This is a genomic window from Colwellia sp. 20A7 (assembly GCF_009832865.1).
In the GTDB taxonomy this organism is placed as follows: Bacteria; Pseudomonadota; Gammaproteobacteria; order Enterobacterales; family Alteromonadaceae; genus Colwellia.
Genome location: NZ_CP047130.1, coordinates 1,812,591 through 1,835,579, shown reverse-complemented (window position 1 = coordinate 1,835,579; position 22,989 = coordinate 1,812,591). Strand labels below are relative to the sequence as shown.

23 protein-coding genes and 5 tRNA genes are annotated in these 22,989 nt (G+C 36.0%); 17 read left to right on the top strand and 11 right to left on the bottom strand.

The window, feature by feature from the left end:
* Nucleotides 1-61 precede the first annotated feature (61 nt).
* The 4 genes from ppnN (at nucleotide 62) to GQS55_RS07930 (ending at nucleotide 4,101) form a co-directional block, all read left to right on the top strand.
* On the top strand, nucleotides 62-1,408 hold the full coding sequence (ppnN, locus tag GQS55_RS07945) for a nucleotide 5'-monophosphate nucleosidase PpnN (protein WP_159819528.1): 1,347 nt from the start codon (nucleotides 62-64) through the stop codon (nucleotides 1,406-1,408).
* 2 nt (nucleotides 1,409-1,410) lie between these two features.
* On the top strand, nucleotides 1,411-2,271 hold the full coding sequence (gene xni, locus GQS55_RS07940) for a flap endonuclease Xni (protein ID WP_159819526.1): 861 nt from the start codon (nucleotides 1,411-1,413) through the stop codon (nucleotides 2,269-2,271).
* Nucleotides 2,272-2,334: 63 nt separating this feature from the next.
* Nucleotides 2,335-2,730 carry a DUF3192 domain-containing protein gene (locus tag GQS55_RS07935; RefSeq protein WP_159819524.1) on the top strand — a complete coding sequence of 132 codons (396 nt, stop codon included), beginning with the start codon at nucleotides 2,335-2,337 and terminating at the stop codon, nucleotides 2,728-2,730.
* A 363-nt stretch (nucleotides 2,731-3,093) separates the two neighbouring features.
* Complete coding sequence (locus GQS55_RS07930; protein ID WP_159819522.1) at nucleotides 3,094-4,101, top strand: isocitrate dehydrogenase; 1,008 nt, start codon at nucleotides 3,094-3,096, stop codon at nucleotides 4,099-4,101.
* A 64-nt stretch (nucleotides 4,102-4,165) separates the two neighbouring features.
* On the opposite strand, the gene rlmM is transcribed toward GQS55_RS07930, so the two are convergent.
* Genes rlmM through GQS55_RS07910 form a run of 4 tightly spaced genes read right to left on the bottom strand, consistent with a single transcriptional unit; the run spans nucleotide 4,166 to nucleotide 7,308 of the window.
* Nucleotides 4,166-5,245: a 23S rRNA (cytidine(2498)-2'-O)-methyltransferase RlmM gene (rlmM, locus tag GQS55_RS07925; protein WP_159819520.1), complete on the bottom strand. Its 1,080-nt coding sequence runs from the start codon at nucleotides 5,243-5,245 to the stop codon at nucleotides 4,166-4,168.
* A complete protein-coding gene (locus tag GQS55_RS07920) occupies nucleotides 5,242-5,664 on the bottom strand; it encodes a DUF423 domain-containing protein (protein ID WP_159819518.1) in 423 nt (140 codons plus the stop codon). Before GQS55_RS07920 ends, rlmM begins: the two co-directional genes overlap by 4 nt.
* Nucleotides 5,657-6,316 (bottom strand): alpha/beta family hydrolase, encoded by a 660-nt coding sequence (locus tag GQS55_RS07915; protein ID WP_159819516.1) that lies wholly within the window; start codon nucleotides 6,314-6,316, stop codon nucleotides 5,657-5,659. Before GQS55_RS07915 ends, GQS55_RS07920 begins: the two co-directional genes overlap by 8 nt.
* A 59-nt stretch (nucleotides 6,317-6,375) precedes the next feature.
* Nucleotides 6,376-7,308 (bottom strand): transcriptional regulator GcvA, encoded by a 933-nt coding sequence (locus tag GQS55_RS07910; protein WP_159819514.1) that lies wholly within the window; start codon nucleotides 7,306-7,308, stop codon nucleotides 6,376-6,378.
* 321 nt (nucleotides 7,309-7,629) lie between these two features.
* Here GQS55_RS07910 and GQS55_RS07905 point away from each other — a divergent pair, with 321 nt between their 5' ends.
* Nucleotides 7,630-7,923 carry a hypothetical protein gene (locus tag GQS55_RS07905; RefSeq protein WP_159819512.1) on the top strand — a complete coding sequence of 98 codons (294 nt, stop codon included), beginning with the start codon at nucleotides 7,630-7,632 and terminating at the stop codon, nucleotides 7,921-7,923.
* Between the two features lie 127 nt (nucleotides 7,924-8,050).
* Here GQS55_RS07905 and kdsA read toward each other — a convergent pair whose 3' ends face one another.
* The 7 genes from kdsA to hemA form a co-directional block, all read right to left on the bottom strand.
* A complete protein-coding gene (gene kdsA / locus GQS55_RS07900) occupies nucleotides 8,051-8,893 on the bottom strand; it encodes a 3-deoxy-8-phosphooctulonate synthase (RefSeq protein ID WP_159819510.1) in 843 nt (280 codons plus the stop codon).
* A 71-nt stretch (nucleotides 8,894-8,964) separates the two neighbouring features.
* Entirely contained in the window at nucleotides 8,965-10,221 is a 1,257-nt protein-coding gene (locus GQS55_RS07895; RefSeq protein WP_236559796.1) for a DUF819 family protein, read from the bottom strand.
* Between the two features lie 52 nt (nucleotides 10,222-10,273).
* Nucleotides 10,274-11,101 carry a SirB1 family protein gene (locus GQS55_RS07890; RefSeq protein WP_159819508.1) on the bottom strand — a complete coding sequence of 276 codons (828 nt, stop codon included), beginning with the start codon at nucleotides 11,099-11,101 and terminating at the stop codon, nucleotides 10,274-10,276.
* A gap of 21 nt (nucleotides 11,102-11,122) precedes the next feature.
* The gene (locus GQS55_RS07885) at nucleotides 11,123-11,491 is read right to left on the bottom strand and encodes a SirB2 family protein (RefSeq protein ID WP_159819506.1); all 369 of its coding nucleotides are present in this window, start codon (nucleotides 11,489-11,491) and stop codon (nucleotides 11,123-11,125) included.
* A 31-nt stretch (nucleotides 11,492-11,522) separates the two neighbouring features.
* A complete protein-coding gene (gene prmC, locus GQS55_RS07880; protein ID WP_442872180.1) occupies nucleotides 11,523-12,428 on the bottom strand; it encodes a peptide chain release factor N(5)-glutamine methyltransferase in 906 nt (301 codons plus the stop codon).
* Between the two features lie 3 nt (nucleotides 12,429-12,431).
* Complete coding sequence (gene prfA, locus GQS55_RS07875; RefSeq protein WP_159819504.1) at nucleotides 12,432-13,520, bottom strand: peptide chain release factor 1; 1,089 nt, start codon at nucleotides 13,518-13,520, stop codon at nucleotides 12,432-12,434.
* Between the two features lie 166 nt (nucleotides 13,521-13,686).
* Nucleotides 13,687-14,955, bottom strand: coding sequence for a glutamyl-tRNA reductase (gene hemA, locus GQS55_RS07870; RefSeq protein ID WP_159819502.1), 1,269 nt, complete (start codon nucleotides 14,953-14,955; stop codon nucleotides 13,687-13,689).
* Between the two features lie 220 nt (nucleotides 14,956-15,175).
* On the opposite strand from hemA, the gene lolB reads away from it, so the two are divergent.
* From lolB to GQS55_RS07810, 12 genes are all read left to right on the top strand, one after another.
* Complete coding sequence (lolB, locus tag GQS55_RS07865; RefSeq protein WP_159819500.1) at nucleotides 15,176-15,820, top strand: lipoprotein insertase outer membrane protein LolB; 645 nt, start codon at nucleotides 15,176-15,178, stop codon at nucleotides 15,818-15,820.
* A gap of 46 nt (nucleotides 15,821-15,866) precedes the next feature.
* Entirely contained in the window at nucleotides 15,867-16,808 is a 942-nt protein-coding gene (ispE, locus tag GQS55_RS07860; protein ID WP_159819498.1) for a 4-(cytidine 5'-diphospho)-2-C-methyl-D-erythritol kinase, read from the top strand.
* 90 nt (nucleotides 16,809-16,898) lie between these two features.
* The gene (locus GQS55_RS07855) at nucleotides 16,899-17,846 is read left to right on the top strand and encodes a ribose-phosphate pyrophosphokinase (protein WP_159819496.1); all 948 of its coding nucleotides are present in this window, start codon (nucleotides 16,899-16,901) and stop codon (nucleotides 17,844-17,846) included.
* Between the two features lie 240 nt (nucleotides 17,847-18,086).
* Nucleotides 18,087-18,719 (top strand): 50S ribosomal protein L25/general stress protein Ctc, encoded by a 633-nt coding sequence (locus GQS55_RS07850; RefSeq protein WP_159822642.1) that lies wholly within the window; start codon nucleotides 18,087-18,089, stop codon nucleotides 18,717-18,719.
* A 47-nt stretch (nucleotides 18,720-18,766) separates the two neighbouring features.
* Entirely contained in the window at nucleotides 18,767-19,351 is a 585-nt protein-coding gene (pth, locus tag GQS55_RS07845) for an aminoacyl-tRNA hydrolase (RefSeq protein ID WP_159819494.1), read from the top strand.
* A gap of 88 nt (nucleotides 19,352-19,439) precedes the next feature.
* Nucleotides 19,440-20,531, top strand: coding sequence for a redox-regulated ATPase YchF (gene ychF, locus GQS55_RS07840; protein ID WP_159819492.1), 1,092 nt, complete (start codon nucleotides 19,440-19,442; stop codon nucleotides 20,529-20,531).
* A 182-nt stretch (nucleotides 20,532-20,713) separates the two neighbouring features.
* Nucleotides 20,714-20,790: transfer RNA gene (locus GQS55_RS07835), tRNA-Met, on the top strand.
* Between the two features lie 41 nt (nucleotides 20,791-20,831).
* Nucleotides 20,832-20,916, top strand: a tRNA-Leu gene (locus tag GQS55_RS07830).
* Between the two features lie 25 nt (nucleotides 20,917-20,941).
* Nucleotides 20,942-21,016, top strand: a tRNA-Gln gene (locus tag GQS55_RS07825).
* Between the two features lie 132 nt (nucleotides 21,017-21,148).
* Nucleotides 21,149-21,223, top strand: a tRNA-Gln gene (locus tag GQS55_RS07820).
* 43 nt (nucleotides 21,224-21,266) lie between these two features.
* A tRNA-Leu gene (locus tag GQS55_RS07815) sits at nucleotides 21,267-21,351 on the top strand.
* A gap of 417 nt (nucleotides 21,352-21,768) precedes the next feature.
* A protein-coding gene (locus GQS55_RS07810) for an IS630 family transposase (RefSeq protein WP_442872179.1) occupies nucleotides 21,769-22,792 on the top strand; the annotation gives its coding sequence in 2 pieces (ribosomal slippage) (nucleotides 21,769-22,223 and nucleotides 22,222-22,792; 1,026 coding nt in all).
* Nucleotides 22,793-22,989 lie beyond the last annotated feature (197 nt).

The window sequence follows — 22,989 nt, the reverse complement described above, 5'->3', positions numbered from 1 at the left end:
AAAGCACAACACATGAAATCTTGGTCAATCCAAAGCCTAAGAGAGACAAAAGGAATTATATATGCATACACAGCTTAATCCTGTCGGAAATATGAACATACTTTCACAAGCAGAAGTTGATCAACTTCAACAATCCTCTACTAGTGAACTTTACAATCTTTATCGAAGTTGCTCCCTAGCTGTACTCAATGCAGGTAGCCATACAGATGATGCTGAAGTTATTTATCAACAATATGAAGATTTCACTATAGAAGTGCTCAGACGTGAACGTGGCGTAAAGATTGATCTTAAAAACCCTCCTGAGCATGCCTTTGTAGACGGCAAAATAATTAGGGGGATACGCGAACATTTATCCGCAGTGTTACGTGATATTTTATATATACACAACCCTTATCAAAATATGCATTGTGCACCAGACTCACTAACTGACGCTACTTTTGGTATATTAAGAAACGCTAATACAATTCTACCTGAAACAGAGGCTCGTTTAATTACTTGCTGGGGTGGACATTCAATTAAAAACAACGAATACAGATATACCAAGTCAGTAGGTTATCAACTAGGTTTACGTGACTTTAATATCTGTACCGGTTGTGGGCCAGGTGCAATGAAAGGTCCAATGAAAGGGGCTACAATTGGGCATGCGAAACAACGCAATAAATCAGGTCGATATATTGGTTTAACAGAACCAAGTATTATTGCAGCAGAGCCACCTAACGCCATAGTTAATGAACTCGTGATTATGCCAGATATTGAAAAACGTTTAGAAGCTTTTGTAAGAATGTCACATGGTATTATTATTTTTCCTGGCGGCGCAGGTACCGCGGAAGAGCTACTTTACATATTGGGTATTTTGTTAAATGAAGAAAATAAAAATCAAGTATTACCTATTATATTAACGGGCCCAGAGAGTGCGAGTGAATATTTTAATGAAATAGATGCATTCATCGGCGCTACCTTAGGTGAAAAAGCACAAAATTTATACCAAATAATTATTGATGATGCAGAGCAAGTAGCTCAAGTTATGTCAATAAAGTTAAAAGAAGTACTTGCCTATCGCACAGAAACAGGGGATGCTTTTCATTTCAATTGGTCTTTAGTTATCGAAAATGATTTTCAACAACCTTTTGAGGCAAGTCATGCAAACATGTCTGCATTAAACATTAGTCATGCGTTACCTATTGCTGAACTTGCAGCAAACTTACGTCGAGTATTTTCGGGGATTGTAGCTGGCAATGTAAAGGAAAACGGTATAAAAGCTATTAGAGAGCATGGCCCTTTTCAAATATCAGGAGAGAAAAGAATCATGACATTAATGGATAAATTACTCTCTTCCTTTGTTGACCAAGAACGAATGAAATTGCCGGGCAGTAAATATACACCTTGTTATAAAGTATTAGAGGAGTAAACGTGTCAGCTCATTTAGTATTAATTGATGCCCTAAACTTAATCCGACGAATTTATGCTGTGCAAGAACGTCCATTTGTCCAAAGTAAGAATCAACTTGATGGTGAATTAGCAGAAAAAACACAACAACAAGTATTATTTAATACACAGCAAGCATGTAACAAGGCACTAGAAAACATATTAGGCTATCAACAAGCTAGCCATGCGCTAGCTGTATTTGATAGTCAAAACCCTTGTTGGCGTTACACATTATATCCTGACTATAAAAAAGGTCGTAAAAAGATGTCTCCGTTCTTAGCTAATGAGCTTCCTAATATTCAGGATTCTTTTTTTAAGCTAGGGGTTGATTCATTGCTTTCAGAAGAAGACGAAGCTGACGATCTTATTGCCACATTAGCAACAAAAATGGCGTTACATGGCCAAAATGTCACTATTGTTTCTACCGATAAAGGTTTTTTATCATTATTAAGTCCAAACATTCATATTTATGACTATTTTAATCGTCGTTATTTAGATGAAGATTACGTTAAAGAAAAGTTTGATATTAAACCAACGCAATTAGTCGACCTGTGGACATTGACAGGTGATAACACGAATAAGATCCCAGGAGTTGCCGGTATTGGTCAAATTACCGCAGCTAATTTACTTAATGAATATACCTCTCTTAATGCCATTTTAACCAGTAACGATCTTAAGCTATCGCTAAAAGAGAAGCTCGATGCAAGTGAAGAACAAATTGAATTAAGTAGAAAGCTCCTCACACTTAAGCAAAATATTCCTCTTGGATTTAATCTTAAAGATATCAGGTTAAAACAACCTATCCCCGAGCATAACAACAGACTAAATAACCAAGAAGCACTTTAAAGTAAATCAATAACTGGTTATCATTTAATTAATAATTCATAAAAATAATATACAAGAGGCACAATGAATAAAAAGGTTATTACTCGCATATTTCTTGCATTAGCTATATACGGGATTTTCGTTTTGCTCGTTATTTCATTTTATGATGACAGCCCTGATAAAATGCAGTGGGAAGATAGAGAGGCTTATAACAAACAATTTATTGCAAAATTGCAACTTGAGCAATTCACTTTTGATCAAGCAATAGATCAACTTGGTAGCCCAGATATTACAGAAGCAAAAAAAGTAGCAACAGATAAATTTCAAGTCATGTTTTATCGAACACAGCATGTCAAGTCTGACGGTATAACGACTCAGGATGAATGTACTTTTTTATTATTTATCAACGGTGCTCTTAAAGAGATCGGTTTAGGAAATAATTATCCTAAAAACTGGGGCATCATTGAAAGTTATCAATAGTTTTATTAAAATATAATAGAGAGAGTTAATTGAGTTTTTTAATAAAAACATAATCTAAAAAGCTCATCAAATATGCTATAATGACTCGTTGAATATAGACTAAAGTAAAATTGATACACGCTAGGTTACTGCCTACAATAGTTTATTTAGCTATATTTATGACCAACCCTACGGTCATTCATAACATGAATGTTGCAAATAGAAATATCGAATACGTATCACGAATACTTACATGATATAAAGCACAGCATAAACGTATAAAATAGATGTTTATTATCTCGTTAATACGTTATTAAAAATAAATAACATTATTTATTAAGTACTTAAATCTTAGTATATCCCTTTTATCACAAGGCAAAAAAAATGACCAAAAGAACTATTACAGTAATCCCTGGAGACGGGATTGGCCCAAGCATTATAGAAGCAACAATCAAAGTTTTAGATAAAGCTGGTTGTGACTTTACTTATGAATTTGCCGACGCGGGCCTAACTGCATTAGAAAATCATGGAGAATTGGTGCCACAAGAAACCATGGATCTTATCGAAAAAAATAAAATAACATTAAAGGGTCCGTTAACAACACCAGTTGGTGAAGGATTTACTTCAATTAATGTTACTTTGCGTAAGCAATTTAAACTTTACGCAAACCTACGCCCTGTATTATCTTTTAAAGGTACAAAAGCGCGTTATGAAAACATTGATATTTTAACTGTACGTGAAAATACTCAAGGTATGTACTCGGGTGTTGGTCAAACTGTTTCAGAAGATGGAACACAAGCGGAAGCAATGAGTATCGTTACTCGTGATGGCGCTGAAAAGATCTTAACCTTTGCTTATGAAACTGCTCGCAAAGAAGGTCGTAAAAAAGTAACAGCTGTGCATAAAGCGAATATCTTAAAATCAACATCTGGATTATTTTTAAAAGTAGCCCGTGAAGTTGCAGCACGCTACCCTGACATTGAATCAACTGAAATGATAGTTGATAACTGTTGTATGCAGTTAGTGATGAACCCTGAGCAATTTGACGTTATCGTTACTACTAACTTGTTCGGTGATATATTATCTGATCTTTGTGCTGGTTTAGTTGGTGGTTTAGGTATGGCACCAGGCGCAAACATTGGTGAAGATTGTGCTATTTTTGAAGCAGTACATGGTAGTGCTCCTGATATTGCAGGTAAAAACCTAGCTAACCCTACTTCTGTTATTTTAGCTGCATTACAAATGCTTGAATATTTAGAAATGAGTGATAAAGCAGAAAAAATCAGAAACGCTTTAATTGATGTTATTGCTAGTGGCGACCGTACAACTCATGATTTAGGCGGTACTCATGGTACTACTGATTTCACTGAAGCTTTACTAGAAAGACTATAGATCAAAGTTTAAAATAAAACGGTAAGTTGCGAGTAAGGTATTGCTCGCAACTTTCATTAAATAACTAAATTAGTCTTGCATGTACCGTGATTTCTTCACGATCATAATACAAATGCTTTGCATATAATTCATATTTAACCTGATGCTCAGTAAAAGCGTCTTTAATTGCCTGTAAATCTTCATTTACTTGCTGATAACGTCCTTTCATCGGCAACTTCAAATTAAACATAGCTTCTTTACAGTGACCATTTAGTAACCACTCGCTCATTAACTTAGCAACTTTTTGTGGTTTTTCAATCATGTCACAAACAAGCCAATAAACATTTTGTTTCATTGGCAGATATTTAAAACCATCCATCATTTTATGCTTCACCTGCCCTGTTTCCATTAATGATTCAGCCATAGGGCCATTATCAATAGCAGTAACCATCATGCCTCGACGCACAAGCTGATAAGTCCATCCTCCAGGTGCAGAGCCTAAATCAACGGCATTCATTCCAGAAGTTAAACGAGTACTCCATTCATTTCTAGGAATAAAGTATAAAAAGGCTTCATCAAGTTTTAGCGTAGAACGACTTGGCGCTAGACTTGGAAACTTAAGACGAGGAATACCCATCACATGCGGTGAGCTGTTATCGGCAAATGAGAACCCTAAAATAACGTCTTGGCCAGACAAAAATAAAGCATGTAAAATTGTTCCACCCTCTTCAGCTTTAAATTCAGTTTTTTTATTTGTTAAGATGTTTGCTTTACGTAAGCCTTGTCGTAATGGTACTGCTAATTTCCGACAAAATTTACTTAACTCTTTACCATCATTAGTATCAGGCATTTCCATGCGCAGATCATCGTACTGCCATTCAGTTCCTAACGATTCAACAATCGCTTCAACACGATTATAATCAGGTAATTCAATTTTTTCGGTCAAGGTTACAAACCATTGACGAGTAAAAATAAGGCGTTTAAGTGGTAGTTTTTTTAATAAAGCTTCACCATGCTCAGGTACTTGTAGATGAAAAAAGACTAAGCCTTGATTCTTTTTTAATTCCAAATAGCCGTACATTTCATTCCATGCGGCTTTTTCTTGAATTTCAGCGCCACACTCTTTTTCAAAGCCCGGTCGACAATATAATACGATAGAAGTCATAAGTTATTTTTACCTTCAATTGACAAGAGTAACCAAGCAACTGCCAATGATATTCCGCCAAATGGCGTTAGTTTACCAACAATGGGAAAACTGAAAAATGTTTTAATATAAATGCCACCGCTAAAAAACATAATACCGATCACAAAACCGGCGCAAGCAGCTAACAATATATTAGAAGGTTTTCTAATGGGTAAATTAGTTATAGCCCAAATTAATGCTGCTAAAAGAGCTAAAGTGTGAAATAACTGATATTGTAATGCTGTTTTTAATGTTGATTGCACGTTAACAGATAACGCCTGTCCTGCATGAGCAAGCCAAGCGCCGAATAGTACAGAAAAGCAGCCACTAACGCCAACAAAAATCATTAAATATTTTATTATACTCGTCTTATTATGTTCTATTTGCGTCTCTTTATTCATTTTGGGTATTTTCCTGAATAAACTGTTTGATAATGTTAACTGAACTTTTCATATGTTGAGTGTGGGTAAACCCTGATTTCACTCTTGGCTTTAAACTATGATCACCGTCGTTTAAAAAAACGCACTGACATAAGTTAGATAATTCATAATTCATAATTTCTAGTTCAGATCCTAAAGCATCACGTTCACCTTGAACTATTAACACTTTTTTTTGTGTCTCTTGTAATGGCTCCAATCGCAATTTTTCAGTATTTTTAGCTGGATGAAAAGGGTAGCCTAAACAAAAGACACCTTGTATTTTATGTAAAATATCGTCATCACTTGCTAATGTTACTGCAACACGAGACCCCATTGATTTACCACCAATAAATAAAGGTAACGGCTTAACGCTCTTAGTTGTAGTGACCAAGTCGTTAATAACATCTTTATAACACTCAATTAGCTTTGGCATTCTATCAGGCGGATAACGCTTCCCTAACGCAATACGTTTATCCATAAACGGGAAATTAAATCTTAATACATTAATATTGGCTTGATTAAATAAATCAGTTAACTGCTGCATAAAGTCATGTTGCATATTTGCGCCAGCACCGTGAGCAAATATAATTTGTGCGATAGGGTTATCAACATTATTTTCTAGTTTGCTTATCATTTTCGCCTGTTACTCCGGTAGATAAAAATTTTCACTGAGGAAGGTTGAGTTGAAATAAGTTAAGTGATTTGACCATTTTTAACTTGCTCTTGCTCTGATTCAACCATATCAAGTAACCAATCCCTAAATGCTTCTATTTTACCTATATCTTTTTGAGATTCGCGACATACAACAAAATAAGAATTCTTACTGACTAATACATCATTAAATGGACAAATTAAACGACCCGAATCAATATCTGGTTTAGCTAATACACTATAGGCTAATGCCACACCTTGACCATATAAGGCCGCTTGAACAACCATAGCAGAATGACTAAAAATAGGGCCATGATTCACATTAGTACCTTTTACTCCGACCTGCTTAAACCAACGCTTCCAATCTCTACGAGACGTATCATGCAATAACGTATGATGTTGTAAGTCATCTAACGATAATAATGGCGGTTTACCACTCGCGGCGCCTTCTTGTAAAAGCAATGGAGAACAAACAGGAATTAAATACTCTGTATGTAATTTATCTGCGTGAATATTTGGCCAACGACCTCGACCATAATAAATAGCGACATCAACATCTTCAGTAAGTGAGTTTTCGGCTTGATCTACCGCTTTTATTCGAACATCAATATCGGGGTGTAACGCATTAAAAGCACTAAGACGTGGCACAAGCCACTGTATGGCAAAACTTGCTTGCGAACTAACCGTAATAGCCCCTTTAGCACCACGAGCGAGTAACCTTTCTGTCGCGTCATAGAGTGAATTAAAAATATCTTTTATATCTAAATAATATGACTGCCCTTCTTCCGTCAACAATAAAGAGCGGTTTTTTCGCATAAACAATTTAATGCCTAAATGCTCTTCTAGCGCTTTAATTTGGTGACTTACAGCGGCTTGCGTGACAAATAACTCCTCAGCTGCTCGCGTAAAACTTAACTGCCTAGCTGATGCTTCAAATGCGCGCAATGCGTTTAGTGGTGGTAATCTACTAGCCAAGTTACACCTAATTCCGTTTTAATATAAAAGTTAATTTACATATAAATTATTTAAAACACAGCATAACAACTATTCATTAGTTTTTCTAATGAATAACATGATTATTTGTCGTTTTAAATTATACATTTTATTAAGTATTATAGCGCTCATAGATGAAGGACATCATCTCAAGGTTCTAACAAAAAGTGTGAGCAGTGCTATTTTATCTCTGCTTGCATATTGCGAAAAAGAGCAAGCGCGAGAAAAGTCCTAATAAATCTATCAGCCGAAACGATGGCATCAACGAAAACATTTATTATTAGGTCAAACAGGATTAAAAACATGAAAGATATCAACATATACAAACTAGCTATTGTAGCCACATCAGCCGTAATGGTTTACTTTGCTTCTGGATTAGCATTAATTGCCCAAGCCTCTGAATTAGTAAAAACAGAGCCTATTAAACAAGAAAGCTTAATTAACCAGGCACAAGCTAACTTAGCTTTAACATTTTCAACGATTACTATCGCCCCAAACACTATACAAGATAATGCTAGTGACATGATAGCTAAAGAAAGAGTTGTTGTTAATCAAAACAAAATGATGACTCTAAGCAAAAACATTATTAGTGAATAAAAAATACACTAATGAAAAACATTAAATGCTCGCACATTTAAATAAAAAGGGCGTAATACTTATTGTATTACGCCCTTTCTTTATCTGCTCATTCAAAATAGCCAAATAAGGCTAAATAGCATTAAACTTAATCAGTAATTAATGGGGCAAACCCCTTGACCAAATCATCAATCGCTTTCATTTGCGCTAAATAAGGTTCAAGTTTATCAAGCGGCAATGCACACGGGCCATCACATTTAGCTGCAGATGGATCGGGATGTGCTTCGATGAACAAGCCTGCAATACCAATAGCCATACCGCTACGAGTTAATTGAGCCGCTTGTGCACGACGTCCGTCAGCACTATCACTTCTACCGCCAGGTTTTTGTAATGAGTGAGTTGCATCAAAAATAACAGGAGCGTAATTGCGCATTTCATCCATTGCTAACATATCAACAACAAGGTTGTTATAGCCATAACAGCTCCCACGCTCACAAAGGATGATATTTTCATTCCCTGCTTCACCAAATTTATTAATTATATGCTTCATTTCATGAGCAGCTAAAAATTGTGGTTTTTTCACATTAATCACAGCGCCAGTTTTAGCCATCGCAACCACCAAATCTGTTTGTCTGGCAAGAAAAGCCGGTAGTTGAATGACATCAACGACTTCACTTACCGGTTGTGCTTGATAAGGTTCATGAACATCTGTGATGATTGGCACATTAAACGTTGATTTTATTTCTTCAAATATTTTTAAACCTTCGTCCAAACCTGGCCCTCTATAAGAGTTAACAGAAGAGCGGTTGGCTTTATCAAATGACGCTTTGAATACATAAGGTATATTTAACTTTTGTGTCACTTCAACGTAGTGTTCAGCGATTCTCATTGCTAAGTCACGAGATTCAAGTACGTTCATACCACCAAATAATACAAATGGTTTGTCATTGGCAACGTCAATACCACTTACTTTAACTGACTTTATTGTCATTATAATTCCTAATAAAAAAGCTAATAAAAAATAGATTTAAAAATGTTATATATAAAAGAAAACTTTACAAATTAACTGCCGATGATGCGTAACAATTGTCCACACATCCATGCCATATAGGTACCTAACACATAACCTAATACAGCTAATAGCACTCCTACTGGTGCTAATGAAGGGTGAAATGCAGACGCAATAACAGGAGCCGAGGCAGCTCCACCAACATTGGCCTGACTACCTACGGCTAAATAGAATATAGGCGCTTTAATCATTCGACCAACTATTAGCAATAAGATGACATGTATTGCCATCCATATTAAGCCGATAACAACATATTTTGGTGCTTCAACTACTTGTGTAACATCCATATGTAAACCAATAGTCGCAACCAGTATATAAAGAAAACTGCTACCTATTTTTGACGCGCCAGCAGCTTCAAGTTGTCTTGCTTTAGTAAAAGACAATGTTAAACCAATGGCCGTTACTAAAACAATAACCCAGAACAATTTGCTGTGTAAGCTGAATTTTTCTAATTCAGGGTAATTTGTTGTGAAAAAAGGTACTAATATATCTGCAGCAAAATGAGCGACACCGGTAGCACCAAAGCCAATAGCAATAATAAGCATAAGATCCTTTAACTCAAACCGTCTGGCATTATTGCGTTCAAAATGTTCCACTTTATCAATGAGTTTATCAATACCCGAAGTATCTGCACCACTTTTCGCGTCAATACGCTTATGGTTAGCAGCAAAATAAAGCAAACAAGCCGTCCATAGGTTAGCAACAACAATATCAACGGTTACCATGATGGTAAATATTTTACCGTCAGCACCATAAATTTCTTTCATGGCAAGCATATTTGCACCGCCGCCAATCCAACTACCAGCTAATGCAGCCATACCACGCCAAACTGCATCTGGGCCAGTTACACCTATTAATTCAGGCCAAACGGCAGCCACCGCTAATAAGGCTATCGGTCCACCAATAACAATACCAACAGTACCGGTGAGAAACATAATAATTGCTTTATTACCTAAAGCCGCAATCGCTTTAATATCAATACTTAGTGTAAGTAAGACTAAGCAAGCAGGTAATAAGTAATATTTTGCAATATCATCAACGTTGCTGACCTCAGCACTAACAATACCAAAAGTATTTAAAAATGAAGGGAGTAAATAACAAAGCAATAATGCTGGCACATATTGATAAAACTTCTTCCAAACAGGATGTTGACTATTGGAAGTATAAAAAATAAAACCTAAAATTAATGAAAGTAAACCTAATACAACGGCATCATTTGTTATTAGTGGCATAGCCAAAGGTGTTGACATGTATTTTCCTATTCTTTTTAACTGTATAAATAGCTATATGTTATAAAAGGGGTTAATGAAAAGTAGTTTCACTTAGTGTTATATCATCAAGTTGAGCTTTTAATAACTGTGCAGCAGGATCTTTGGGGCATTTTTCAACAAAATAACGATAATCATCGACCGCCACTTTAAAGCAATCTAACTGGTGAAGCAAAAAGCCTCGATCACGGCGTTGAAGTGGGTCGTCAGGATTCAATGATAGTATTAAATCGACACATAATAACGCTTGTTCGAATGCTTTATCACGAATTAAAACGTTCTTTAACGCACTTAAATGTTCAGCTAAAATGGCTTCTCTATTCATGCTAGAAAACTCATGCTGGCTTGGGTCACCATCAAGTTCTTCAAGACGTAAATCAAGCTCGTGCCAATCTAAAGACTCACCGGTTACAGGATCAAAAATAATAGCGTATTGATCATCACAGCAAAGACGAACCATGACTTTATTTGGTACAAAAACTATATCAGCATTGAAATCACAAGCATTGATAATTTCGCAAAGAAGTACCGCTTTGACAATAGGCGACATTAAACGTTGATTTAAACTAGCAGCAACTTTAAAAGAACTTATTGGCCAATGCTTTTTATGGCTATCAATAAAAAGGTGCTGAAAGAAAAGTTCATTCATTAACACTTCGCTTTTATCTAAAGGTGACTCAATTTCCGCAATAACAGCCTGACACTGTTCAATAATAGTTTCTAAAGTATCAAGTGATCGATCAAAACTACTTACATACTGTTCAGGTAAATTAGCCTTAAAAATATAATCTTCAAGCAACACCAATGTTTCTAATAAATCTTTTTCTTGAGATTGAATTTCGGAAAGCAACAAAGTATTCATAATGTTTAATTAGCAGTATTATTATAAGAAAAAGATTGCTTCGCGCGTCATGGCTAGTTTCATAATTAACATGAACCATCCAACGGCACCAAGGTAACCTAAAATTCGCATAAATTTATTTCTAGCAAGCTTTAGCGCGTAATAGCCTGTGAATATGTAGGCGACTATTGCTAATAACTTCTCTCCTAACCATAACTGCTCTAACGGGTTAATTGAATATTGAACCGCCATAATTATGCCAAGCGTTAGCAATAAGGTATCAATAATATGTGGGGTGATCTTTACCCACTTAGCTTGTAATTTAGGTGAATTAGCTAGTAGCCATATAAAGCGCAAAGTTAAAAAACTTATACTCAATAGTGCTAAGGTCATATGTATATGTTTAAACATAATTAACTCCTGTTATCATTTATTTTATTGATTAATTTAATTTATTATTTAAAAAAGTAGCCCATGTAATACGATCATGGCCATTTAAATCTTGTTCTGTTTTAGGATTATCAAACCCTAAACCTGTTAATATATTTCGAACGGCTTCTGCTTGAGCAAAACCATGTTCAAAAAACAATTGTCCTTGTTCCGTTAAAAAGCTACGCGCTATATTCGCAATATGCTTTATATCAGCTAAACCATTATCACTAGCAATAAGTGCTGAGTTTGGTTCAAAACGAACATCACCTTGTGTTAAATTACTATCTTCACAGTCAATGTAAGGTGGGTTTGAAACTATTAAATCGAATTTTTTATTGGCTTCTACATTAGAGAACCAGTCGCTTTGAAAAAAGTTAACTTGTGGTAACTGACAGTTTTTTGCATTTAATTGTGCAAGCGCTACCGCTTCCATATTAAAATCAAGCCCACTGACATTCCACGTTGAGTTTTCACTTGCTAAAGCGAGTGCAATAGCACCAGTACCTGTCCCTAAATCCAAGCAATTGATATTATCTTTGCCCTGAAATTGTTCAAGTACAGATTCAACTAAGGTTTCAGTGTCTGGTCGTGGAATAAGTGTCGCTTTAGATACAGCTAAAGGCAATGACCAAAACTCTTTCACACCTATAATATACGCAATTGGCTCACCTTGAATACGGCGAACTAATATTTGCAAAAATGCATGTAATTGTTCATCACTTAATGATTTTTCAGGCCAAGTAAGCAAGTAACTACGATCTTTATTAAGAACAGATGATAATAAAATTTCGACATCAAGCTTTGCACTATCAGAAGTTGCTTCTAACAATGCATAGCCTTGCTTAATTAAATTGGTAATCGTGTTATCACCAATTAATCGTACCTGATAAGACTCCGATGATAATGAATTATCCACAGATTAATGTTGCTCAGCAAGCTCAGCCAATAAATCAGCTTGGTTTTCTTGCATAATTGGCTCCATAATCAACTGCAGATTACCTTCCATAATTTCATTTAAACGGTAAAGAGTTAAATTAATACGGTGATCACTCATGCGGCCTTGCGGAAAGTTATACGTTCTAATACGCTCAGAACGGTCACCACTTGCCACTAAATTACGACGAGATGATTCTTCTTCGCTACGACGTTTTTCATCTTCCGCTTGTTGTAATCTCGCTTGTAATACAGACATCGCTTGCGCACGGTTTTTATGCTGTGAACGTTGATCTTGACATTCAACCACAACCCCTGAAGGAATATGGGTAATACGAATAGCAGAATCAGTTTTGTTAACATGCTGACCACCCGCTCCTGAAGCGCGGAAAGTATCAACTTTCAAGTCAGCTTTATTAATTTCAATGGCTTGCGACTCTGGAATTTCAGGCATAACAACAACTGTACAAGCTGAAGTATGAACACGGCCTTGAGATTCAGTTTCAGGTACACGTTGTACACGATGACCACCCGATTCAAACTTCATGTGTCCGTAAACGCCTTCACCATTGATTTTCATAATCAATTCTTTATAGCCGCCCTGCTCACTTTCATTGGAGTTCATTACTTCAATCTTCCAACCTTGCTTTTCTGCATAACGACTATACATTCTAAACATATCACCAGCGAAAATAGCGGCTTCATCTCCTCCAGCCCCGGCGCGAATTTCAACAAAACAGTTATTATCATCATTAGGATCTCGTGGTAATAATAGAATCTGTAGTTCATCTGCTAATTCAGCTACTGCTTTTTTAGCATCTTTAAATTCTTCTTGCGCCATTTCTCGCATATCAGGATCATCGTCTTTAAGCATTAATTCTGCGGTAGCAAAATCACCTTCAGCACTTTGATATTTATGGAACACTGAAGTAACCTCGTCTAACCGCTTAAATTCTTGCGATAAAGTACGAAATTTATCTTGATCTGCAATGGTTTCAGGATCAGATAATAAGGCTTGAACCTCTTCAAAGCGTTCAGCTAACGCTTCAAGTTTTTGATAAACGGACGATTTCATTAAAATAATCTTTTATTATAAAGGGGATTTAAACTAGGTTTAAAACTAAGGAAAAATAAACAGGGGTTATTCTAGCACAGACATTATTTTTCTACAGCAGCTAGTTTATTGTCAGAGAAGATTAGTTTGACGATCAGAAGGAAGTTATAAGTTATGGCCCTATAACTTACTCTGAATTGTCGATGTTAAATATGTCTCGAAGATAAATTAATTTATCTAATTCACCGCCTTGAGCAGCTGACTGCAAGGCGCTGGTGGGAGCATGCATAAATTTATTGGTTAATTTAGTCGCTAACTCGCCGATAACAGCCTCTGAATTTTTGCCACTTTTTAACTGTATTAATGCTTTCTCAAGTAATTGATCACGTTCACTTAAACATTGTTTTCTAAAATTAATGACGGTATCTTGAGTATTTAACCCTCGAAGCCATGACATAAAAACATCAGATTGATTATCAACAATGCTTTCGGCTTCCACCGCAGCTTTGCGACGATTTTCTAAATTTTGCGCAATAATGCTTTGTAAATCATCCACGGTATATAAAAACACATCGTCTAGATCACCCACTTGTTCCTCAATATCTCGAGGTACAGCTAAATCAACCATAAAAATAGGCTGATGACGTCGTTTTGCTATTGCTTGTTCTACCATTCCTTTACCAATAATTGGTAAAGTAGAGCCAGTTGAACTAATGACAATGTCTGCTCGAGACATGTGTTCAGGTATTTGTGCTAACGTAATCACTTCAGCACCAATTTTCTTAGCCATTACTTCAGCTCGCTCAATAGTTCGATTCGCAACCGTAATTTTACCGACATTATTTTCATATAAATGTTTAGCAACTAACTCTATTGTTTCGCCTGCACCGACAAGTAAAACTTTAGTTTTACTTAGGCTTGCAAAAATATGCTTAGCTAAATTAACACTAGCAAAAGCAACAGAAACTGCGCTTGCGCCAATTTCTGTATCTGTACGCACTTGTTTTGCGACACCAAAAGTACGCTGAAACAACCTATCCATTACTAAGGCCATAGATCCCGCGGCTTTAGCTTGACTATAAGCTTGTTTCATTTGACCTAAAATTTGAGGCTCACCTAACACTAGTGAATCTAAACCGCAGGCTACACGCATCATATGATTAACAGCTTGCTTATCTTGATGCCAATATAAACTAGGTAAAATAATAGAAGCAGGAACATTGTGATAACTTTCTAACCATTCAACTAAGCGTGCTTGAGTTAGTTTAAAATCCCCCTCTTGCACAATATATAGTTCAGTTCGATTACAAGTAGATAATATAGCAACTTCACGACACCCTACTGCTGATAACATTTCTTGTAAGGCAGCAGAAAGCCTATCTGGATTGAAAGATATTTTCTCTCTTACCGCGACAGGGGCAGTTTTATGATTAATTCCAACAGCAACTATGGACAATGTAATAAACCTATTGATATTTTACTTAGTAACGACGTAAGTATAATGCAAACGTCACTTTTAAAATATGATCTGTGATAAATATCACAATAATAATGAATATTTTACAAAATAACCGCGCTAATTAAAAGGAATTGCACTGAGTAAAAAAAGTTATCTTGTTGAATTGCATAAATTGCTGTGTTCAAATACTTACTTATTATTGGCGGTGCTATAAAAAATGTTAAAATTATTCCCTTCTTTATCCAGTTTATTATTGCTTATTAGCGTTCTGCTATCAGGTTGTGCTACTAAGCCAACCGCACCATCAGAAGATCATAGTGAAACCACGACAACAAAACAAAGAACTGAACAATTATTGAAAAAAAATGCATGGCGATTAAATGGAAAAATAGCCTTTATTCAACAAATACAAGAAAAAAGCAAACGCGAAAGCGCATCTTTAATTTGGCAGGTTAACGAAAAGCAACACACACAAGAATTAAATTTAACGAGTTACTTAGGCATTAATGTTCTTCATCTTAAATCTAATAAAAAACAACACCTAATTAAAGTCGATGGTAAAGAATACCGAGGTACAGATTTATCAACTTTAATATACTCTCTTACAGGCCTAACATTGCCTACACAAGCATTAACTTATTGGTTAAAAGGCTTACAATATAAAGCCGATGATAAACTTCAAGTTGATGCACAGACCCAGCTACCTAGTCGTATATCAAGTTATTATAATAATGAACTATGGCAAATTAACTACACTCATTATAAATATTTTAATAATATAAAGATGGCAACCCAGTTTACGATAGAAAAAGATGATTTATTAATAAAAATAGCTGTTAAAAATTGGCATTTTATTGATTGATCGCAACATTTAATTCCCTTTAGCTTCAGAATTTAAGTCAATATAAATGAACAATAGTATTAATAAATACACGAATAAATTTTTTTCGTTCCCATCACCAGCAAAATTAAACTTATTTTTACATGTCGTAGGGCAACGTAGCGATGGTTATCATGAACTAGAAACATTATTTCAATTTCTGGATTATAGCGACACAATAGAAATATCAGTTACTGATGACGCAACGATTGATCTATTAACACCTATTGATGGTGTGAAAAATGAAGATAATTTAATTGTAAAAGCAGGATTGTTACTTAAAAAAGAAGTAATTAATCAAGCTGAGTCCGAACAACAGGCTATTATATTAAAGTCGTTGGGTGCAAAAATACGTATTAATAAAAAATTGCCTATGGGCGGAGGTTTAGGCGGCGGCTCATCAAATGCTGCAACTATATTAGTGGCGTTAAATGACCTTTGGAATTGTAATTTACCAACCGATAAATTAGCTAAACTAGGTGTAACGCTAGGTGCTGATGTACCGATTTTCATACATGGTTTTGCTGCATTCGCCCAAGGGATTGGTGAAAAGTTAACCCCTATAGAGCCAGAAGAATGCTGGTATTTAGTCAGTAAACCTAACATCAGTATTTCAACTGCCAGCGTTTTTACATCACCGGACTTACCAAGAAATACAAGTAAATTAAGCTATCGTAATTTTAACACTGTTTATTGCGATAAAGATTTATTTAACGATGATAAGTACCATAACGATTGTCAAATTATGGTAATTAAACATTACGATGAGGTTGCCAAGCTACTAGCTTGGTTGGTAGAATACGCCCCGTCTAGAATGACAGGAACAGGTGCTTGTGTTTTCTCACGTTTTTCTAGTGAGAAAGAAGCCATTGAATTACAAAAAAAACTTCCTTTAGGGATAGAATCTTTTGTCGCTCAAGGCCTTAATAAATCACCATTTATTTCTGTTTTCGAGAGTTTAGAAAAATAACGAATCAAATAATTTGTTAGAATAAACGCTCTCAATACGCGTTAATTTTAGCTACTACGATTAATGTCAAAAGTTTCTGAGGAACTGACTGTGCCTGACATGAAGATTTTTGCGGGTAATGCCACCCCTGAACTGGCCAAGCAAATTGCAAATCGCTTATATATTACTTTAGGCGACGCCAAAATTGGTAGTTTTAGCGATGGTGAAATAAGTTTTGAAATAAATGAAAATGTTCGCGGTAGCGATGTTTTTATTATTCAATCTACCTGTGCACCTACCAATAATAACCTAATGGAATTAATTGTGATGATCGATGCATTTCGTCGTGCATCAGCTGGTAGAATTACTGCTGTTATTCCTTATTTTGGTTATGCTCGCCAAGACAGACGTGTACGTAGTGCTCGTGTGCCAATTACAGCTAAAGTAGTTGCTGATTTCTTATCAAGCGTTGGTGTTGACCGAGTATTAACGGTTGATTTACACGCAGAACAAATTCAAGGCTTTTTCGACGTACCTGTTGATAACGCTTTTGGTACACCTATTTTATTAGAAGACATGAAAAATCGTGAGTTAGATAATCCGGTTGTTGTTTCTCCTGATATTGGTGGTGTTGTTCGTGCTCGTGCTGTTGCCAAATTACTTGATGATGCTGACCTAGCAATTATCGATAAACGTCGTCCAAAAGCTAACGTTGCACAAGTAATGCATATCATTGGTGATGTAGAAGGCCGTGATTGTATTATTGTTGATGATATGATTGATACAGGTGGCACATTAGCTAAAGCTGCAGAAGCATTGAAAGCACATGGCGCAAAACGCGTTATTGCTTATGCTACTCATCCAGTTTTATCTGGTAACGCAGCTGAAAATCTTAGAAATTCTGTTATTGATGAAGTTGTTGTTACTGATTCAATTCCATTATCAGAAGAGATTAAAAAACTTAAAATGGTCCGCCAATTAACGCTAAGTGGTATGTTAAGCGAAGCCATTCGTCGTGTATGTAATGAAGAATCAATTTCAGCAATGTTTGATCACTAAACATTAGTGCTATATTGAATATAAAAAGCAGATATTATTTTTTAATATCTGCTTTTTTATTATCAATTAGCAACAGAGTTAATAATTGATAGCTTTACGCTAACGCTAGTGTTATTATGCGGCGCCTTTTTATCTAGATAACTTTCTTTATTGATGGTTAAACTAGTTCAAAAGCGAACATCCTTGTTTTTGGTCGCAAAAAACAAGATTAAATTTTTTTTATACAATATAAGAGTATATATCATGACTGATTTATTTACTTTGGATGCAGAAGTACGTACAGATTTAGGGAAAGGTGCGAGCCGCCGCCTACGTCACGCGAATAAAGTTCCTGCTATCCTTTACGGTGAAGGCAAAGAATCAATTTCTTTGACTTTAGAACACAAAAATGTTTTACGTGCTCAATTAGAAGAAGCTTTCTATTCGCATGTATTAACATTAAATGTTGACGGCAAGCCTGTTGAATGTCTAATTAAAGATATGCAACGTCACCCGTTCAAAAACATTATTATGCATTTAGATTTTATTCGTATCGATGCAAAACATGCTATCCATACGAACGCTCCAATTCACTTCTTAAACGAAGAGAACGTTGTTAAACTTGGTGCAACTGTAGCTCATCATTTTACAGAAATTGCTATTTCTTGTTTACCAAAAGACTTACCTGAGTTTGTTGAAATTGACCTTGCTGATTTAGAAGTTGGTCAAACACTACATTTATCTGACATTAAGTTACCTAAAGGCGTAACATCAGATGAATTAGCTAAAGGCGAAGATCACGATCAAGCTGTTGTTACTGCTAACGCTGCTAAAGCGCAAAGTAATGACGACGAAGATGAAGCAGCAGCTCCTGAAGCAGCAGCTACTGAATAATCAATATTTATTCAGTTAGCTATTTAACTTAAAGATGAATAGTTAATATGACTATTAAGTTGATTGCGGGGCTAGGTAATCCTGGCCCCGAATATACAAAAACACGTCACAATGCCGGTGTTTGGTTTGTTGAAGAACTAGCACAGCGCAACAATATTGCTCTCCGCCCTGAAAAAAAATACTCTGGCATTTACGGTAAAGGTTTAATTGCTGGTGAACTAGTTCACTTAATAATCCCTACTACCTTCATGAATCGAAGTGGTCAGTCCGTTGCTCCTTTAGCAAATTTTTTCCGTATCCCTGTAGATAATATGCTTATTGCACATGATGAATTAGATATGTCTCCCGGTTGCATAAAAATAAAGCAAGGTGGTAGCCATGGTGGACACAATGGCTTAAAAGATATTATTGCGCGTATGGCAAATAATAAAGATTTCTATCGTTTACGTATTGGCATCGGTCACCCCGGTCATCGAGATAAAGTTACTGGCCATGTACTTGGTAAAGCACCAAGCAGTGAACAAATCCTTATTGACAGTGCTATTGATGAAGCAAGTCGTTGCTTTGATATTTGGCAAACTGAAGGCTTACACAAAGCCCAACAACGTTTACATGCCTTTAAAGGGGTGTAATCCAAAACTTATTTTGACAATAATTTAATAAACACATCAATTATTGTCGTACCAATCAAATATACACCAACCAAAACAGGTAAAAATTATGGGATTTAAATGTGGTATCGTTGGCTTACCCAACGTTGGAAAATCAACTTTATTTAATGCACTCACCAAAGCAGGTATTGAAGCTGCTAACTTCCCTTTTTGTACTATAGAGCCAAATACTGGTGTAGTACCCGTACCTGACCCTCGCCTTGATCAACTTAGCGCTATTGTAAAACCAGAACGTGTACTTCCTACATCAATGGAATTCGTTGATATTGCTGGTTTGGTTGCTGGTGCATCTAAAGGTGAAGGTTTAGGAAACAAGTTCCTGGCAAACATCCGTGAAACTGATGCTATTGGCCATGTAGTTCGTTGCTTTGAAAATGACAATATTATTCATGTTGCTAATAAAGTAAGCCCTATTGATGATATAGATGTTATTAATACTGAATTAGCATTATCTGATATGGATACTGCAGAGCGTGCTATTTTTCGTTTAGCTAAAAAAGCGAAAGGTGGAGATAAAGACGCTAAGTTTGAAATGCCTGTTTTAGAAAAAATATTAAAGCACGTTGAAGAAGGCCACATGGTCCGTTCTCTAGAATTATCTAAAGAAGAAAAAGCAGCGGTTGAATATTTAAACTTCTTAACAATTAAACCAACTATGTATATTGCTAATGTTAATGATGATGGTTTTGAAAATAACCCTTATCTTGATCAAGTTCAAAAGATAGCAGATGCAGAAGGTGCCATTGTTGTAGCTGTATGTGCTGAAATTGAAAGCGAATTATCTGAAATGGAAGATGAAGATCGCATTGAGTTTATGGCTGACCTTGGATTAGAAGAGCCGGGCTTGAATCGTGTTATTAATGCGGGATACTCATTATTGCACTTACAAACTTACTTTACTGCTGGTGTAAAAGAAGTTCGTGCATGGACTGTTAAGCAGAATGCTACAGCACCACAAGCAGCTGGAGTGATTCATACTGACTTTGAAAAGGGTTTTATTCGTGCAGAAGTTATCGCATTTGAACATTTTATTGAGTTCAATGGTGAATCTGGTGCGAAAGAAGCAGGAAAGTGGCGACTTGAAGGGAAAGATTACTTAGTTAAAGATGGTGATGTCGTACATTTCCGTTTTAACGTATAAATAAAGTAAGTACATTTTTTGCAGTTTATCCGTTATATGCATATTTTTTTGTGTAGTTAACGGTCAAATTGCACATCCATTAGCCAAACAAACAAAAAACAGTGTTTTTTTAAAAAAAACGGTTGACGGATGCCAATCAGATTAGCATAATACGCGCCACTTGCTGAGAGGCAAGATGGAATGGCTACATAGCTCAGTTGGTTAGAGCACATCACTCATAATGATGGGGTCCCAGGTTCGAGTCCCGGTGTAGCCACCATTTCACTTTACTTCGGTTTTGTGAAGTATAGAAAATATTGTGCGGGTTTGGCGGAATTGGTAGACGCGCTGGATTTAGGTTCCAGTATCGCAAGATGTGAGAGTTCAAGTCTCTTGACCCGTACCATTTTTTATACAAGTAAATACATTGCAGGGATATAGCCAAGCGGTAAGGCAGCGGGTTTTGATCCCGTCATTCAGAGGTTCAAATCCTCTTATCCCTGCCATTTTATTTAAAATTGTGAAGAGTAAATTGTCAAAACGATTTTGCTCAGCATTGATGTAAGAGTTTCAAATACTCTTATCCTTGCAATTCACTAAACTATATTAAATAAGTGTTAATGTAATTACTCCCCTGTAGGGATATAGCCAAGCGGTAAGGCAGCGGGTTTTGATCCCGTCATTCAGAGGTTCAAATCCTCTTATCCCTGCCATCTTCTTTAAGAGTTTAAGCCTCTAAAAAAGCTTACATGTGACGCGGGTTTGGCGGAATTGGTAGACGCGCTGGATTTAGGTTCCAGTATCGCAAGATGTGAGAGTTCAAGTCTCTTGACCCGTACCATTTGAAATTTATAACTTCCCTAGAAATACCAAAAAAAAATCATTATTACATATCAATTAGATTCTACTTTCTACTTACAACATAAATCATGTGTATTTAGGGGAATAGCTAGACGCGCTACTCTTGTTAGAAAAGTAGGTTCCAGTATCGCAAGATGTGAGAGTTCAAGTCTCTTGACCCGTACCATTTGAAATTTTATTTATATACCCTTCTATTATTAAATCCTTATAAACTTATATTTTTATGAAATAGCTAGACGCGCTACTCTTGTTAGAAAAGTAGGCTCCAGTATTCCAAGATATGAGAGTTCAAGTCTCTTGACCCGTACCATTTGAAATTTTATTTATATACCCTTCTATTATTATACCAATTCCGATAATTTTGTGATCTAATGTAAGCTTAAATATAAGGCTTAAAATGACTCATAACTTATCACAGCTTATTTCATCAACGACTAATGCAAGAATGCGATTAAGATTGCTTGCTGTATCTCATTTTATCGATGGAAAAAATCGCACACAAATAGCTACTTTCTTGAAAGTTAGTCGCACTAGCGTTAATAAATGGATCCATACTTATTTACATGATGGCTTAGAGGGACTTAAAGAAAAAAAACATACAGGTCGCCCAAAATCTTTGGATGATAAGCAGCTATCACAACTGAAAAGTTTTGTTATCAATTCTGCTATAAAACCGAGTGGTGGTAGGCTTCAAGGAAAAGATATACAAGAATATATTGCGACAGAGTTTGGTGTTGTCTACCAAAAATCTAATGTATACGACACACTACACCAGCTTGAACTAAGCTGGGTAACAACACGTTCAAAGCACCCTAAGCAATCCATTGAGACTCAAGAAACCTTTAAAAAAATTCCAATTTGAAACGATCGCCAAGATCCCGTTATCGATATCGCTTGATCAAGTCGATGTGTGGTTTCAGGATGAAGCGCGGTTTGGTCAGCAAAACACAACGACCAGAGTGTGGGCAGAAAAAGGAACGCGCCCTAGGGCAATCAAACAGCAGCAGTTTACCTACGCTTATTTGTTTGGCGCAGTCTGCATCACCAATGGAAAAACAGAAGCTATCGTAGCCCCATTAAGTAATATGGATGTGATGGCGTCACACTTAGCACTCATTTCAAAGGCGACAGAAGAGGGACGACATGCTGTAGTCTTGATGGATGGTGCCAGTTGGCATCAAAAGTATCTTGATGACGAATACAACAATTTGACGATCATCCATATTCCTCCCTATTCACCCGAGTTAAATCCAATTGAGCAAGTGTGGTCATGGATGAGGCAGAATGAAATAGCTAACCGTTGTTTCAAGGATTATGAGGATATTGTTGAGAAGTGCTCAGAAGCTTGGAACCGCTTTAGAAGTAATACTAAAAGGGTAATATCTCTATGTCACCGAGACTGGGCCATTATGACCAGTTAATTATCGGAATTGGTATTATATTTCCTTAGCAATGCTCATAAAGAAACAAATATGTCGTAATACTGTGTCATTAATTTATGCTTTTATTTTGCGTAAGATAAATAATACCAATCTCACTAACTATGTGATCATTCCTACTGGCTAAAATCACCAACTACATCGTTATTTATTTAATAATTAGAACAACTAGTTATTGA

Excerpts from the sequence above, each read along its gene's own strand:
- ppnN (WP_159819528.1), top strand. The coding sequence starts at position 62 with ATGCATACACAGCTTAATCCTGTCGGAAATATGAACATACTTTCACAA.
- GQS55_RS07935 (WP_159819524.1), top strand. The coding sequence starts at position 2,335 with ATGAATAAAAAGGTTATTACTCGCATATTTCTTGCATTAGCTATATAC.
- GQS55_RS07930 (WP_159819522.1), top strand. The coding sequence starts at position 3,094 with ATGACCAAAAGAACTATTACAGTAATCCCTGGAGACGGGATTGGCCCA.
- rlmM (WP_159819520.1), bottom strand. The coding sequence starts at position 5,245 with ATGACTTCTATCGTATTATATTGTCGACCGGGCTTTGAAAAAGAGTGT.
- GQS55_RS07920 (WP_159819518.1), bottom strand. The coding sequence starts at position 5,664 with ATGAATAAAGAGACGCAAATAGAACATAATAAGACGAGTATAATAAAA.
- GQS55_RS07915 (WP_159819516.1), bottom strand. The coding sequence starts at position 6,316 with ATGATAAGCAAACTAGAAAATAATGTTGATAACCCTATCGCACAAATT.
- GQS55_RS07905 (WP_159819512.1), top strand. The coding sequence starts at position 7,630 with ATGAAAGATATCAACATATACAAACTAGCTATTGTAGCCACATCAGCC.
- kdsA (WP_159819510.1), bottom strand. The coding sequence starts at position 8,893 with ATGACAATAAAGTCAGTTAAAGTAAGTGGTATTGACGTTGCCAATGAC.
- GQS55_RS07895 (WP_236559796.1), bottom strand. The coding sequence starts at position 10,221 with ATGTCAACACCTTTGGCTATGCCACTAATAACAAATGATGCCGTTGTA.
- GQS55_RS07890 (WP_159819508.1), bottom strand. The coding sequence starts at position 11,101 with ATGAATACTTTGTTGCTTTCCGAAATTCAATCTCAAGAAAAAGATTTA.
- GQS55_RS07885 (WP_159819506.1), bottom strand. The coding sequence starts at position 11,491 with ATGTTTAAACATATACATATGACCTTAGCACTATTGAGTATAAGTTTT.
- prfA (WP_159819504.1), bottom strand. The coding sequence starts at position 13,520 with ATGAAATCGTCCGTTTATCAAAAACTTGAAGCGTTAGCTGAACGCTTT.
- lolB (WP_159819500.1), top strand. The coding sequence starts at position 15,176 with ATGTTAAAATTATTCCCTTCTTTATCCAGTTTATTATTGCTTATTAGC.
- ispE (WP_159819498.1), top strand. The coding sequence starts at position 15,867 with ATGAACAATAGTATTAATAAATACACGAATAAATTTTTTTCGTTCCCA.
- pth (WP_159819494.1), top strand. The coding sequence starts at position 18,767 with ATGACTATTAAGTTGATTGCGGGGCTAGGTAATCCTGGCCCCGAATAT.
- ychF (WP_159819492.1), top strand. The coding sequence starts at position 19,440 with ATGGGATTTAAATGTGGTATCGTTGGCTTACCCAACGTTGGAAAATCA.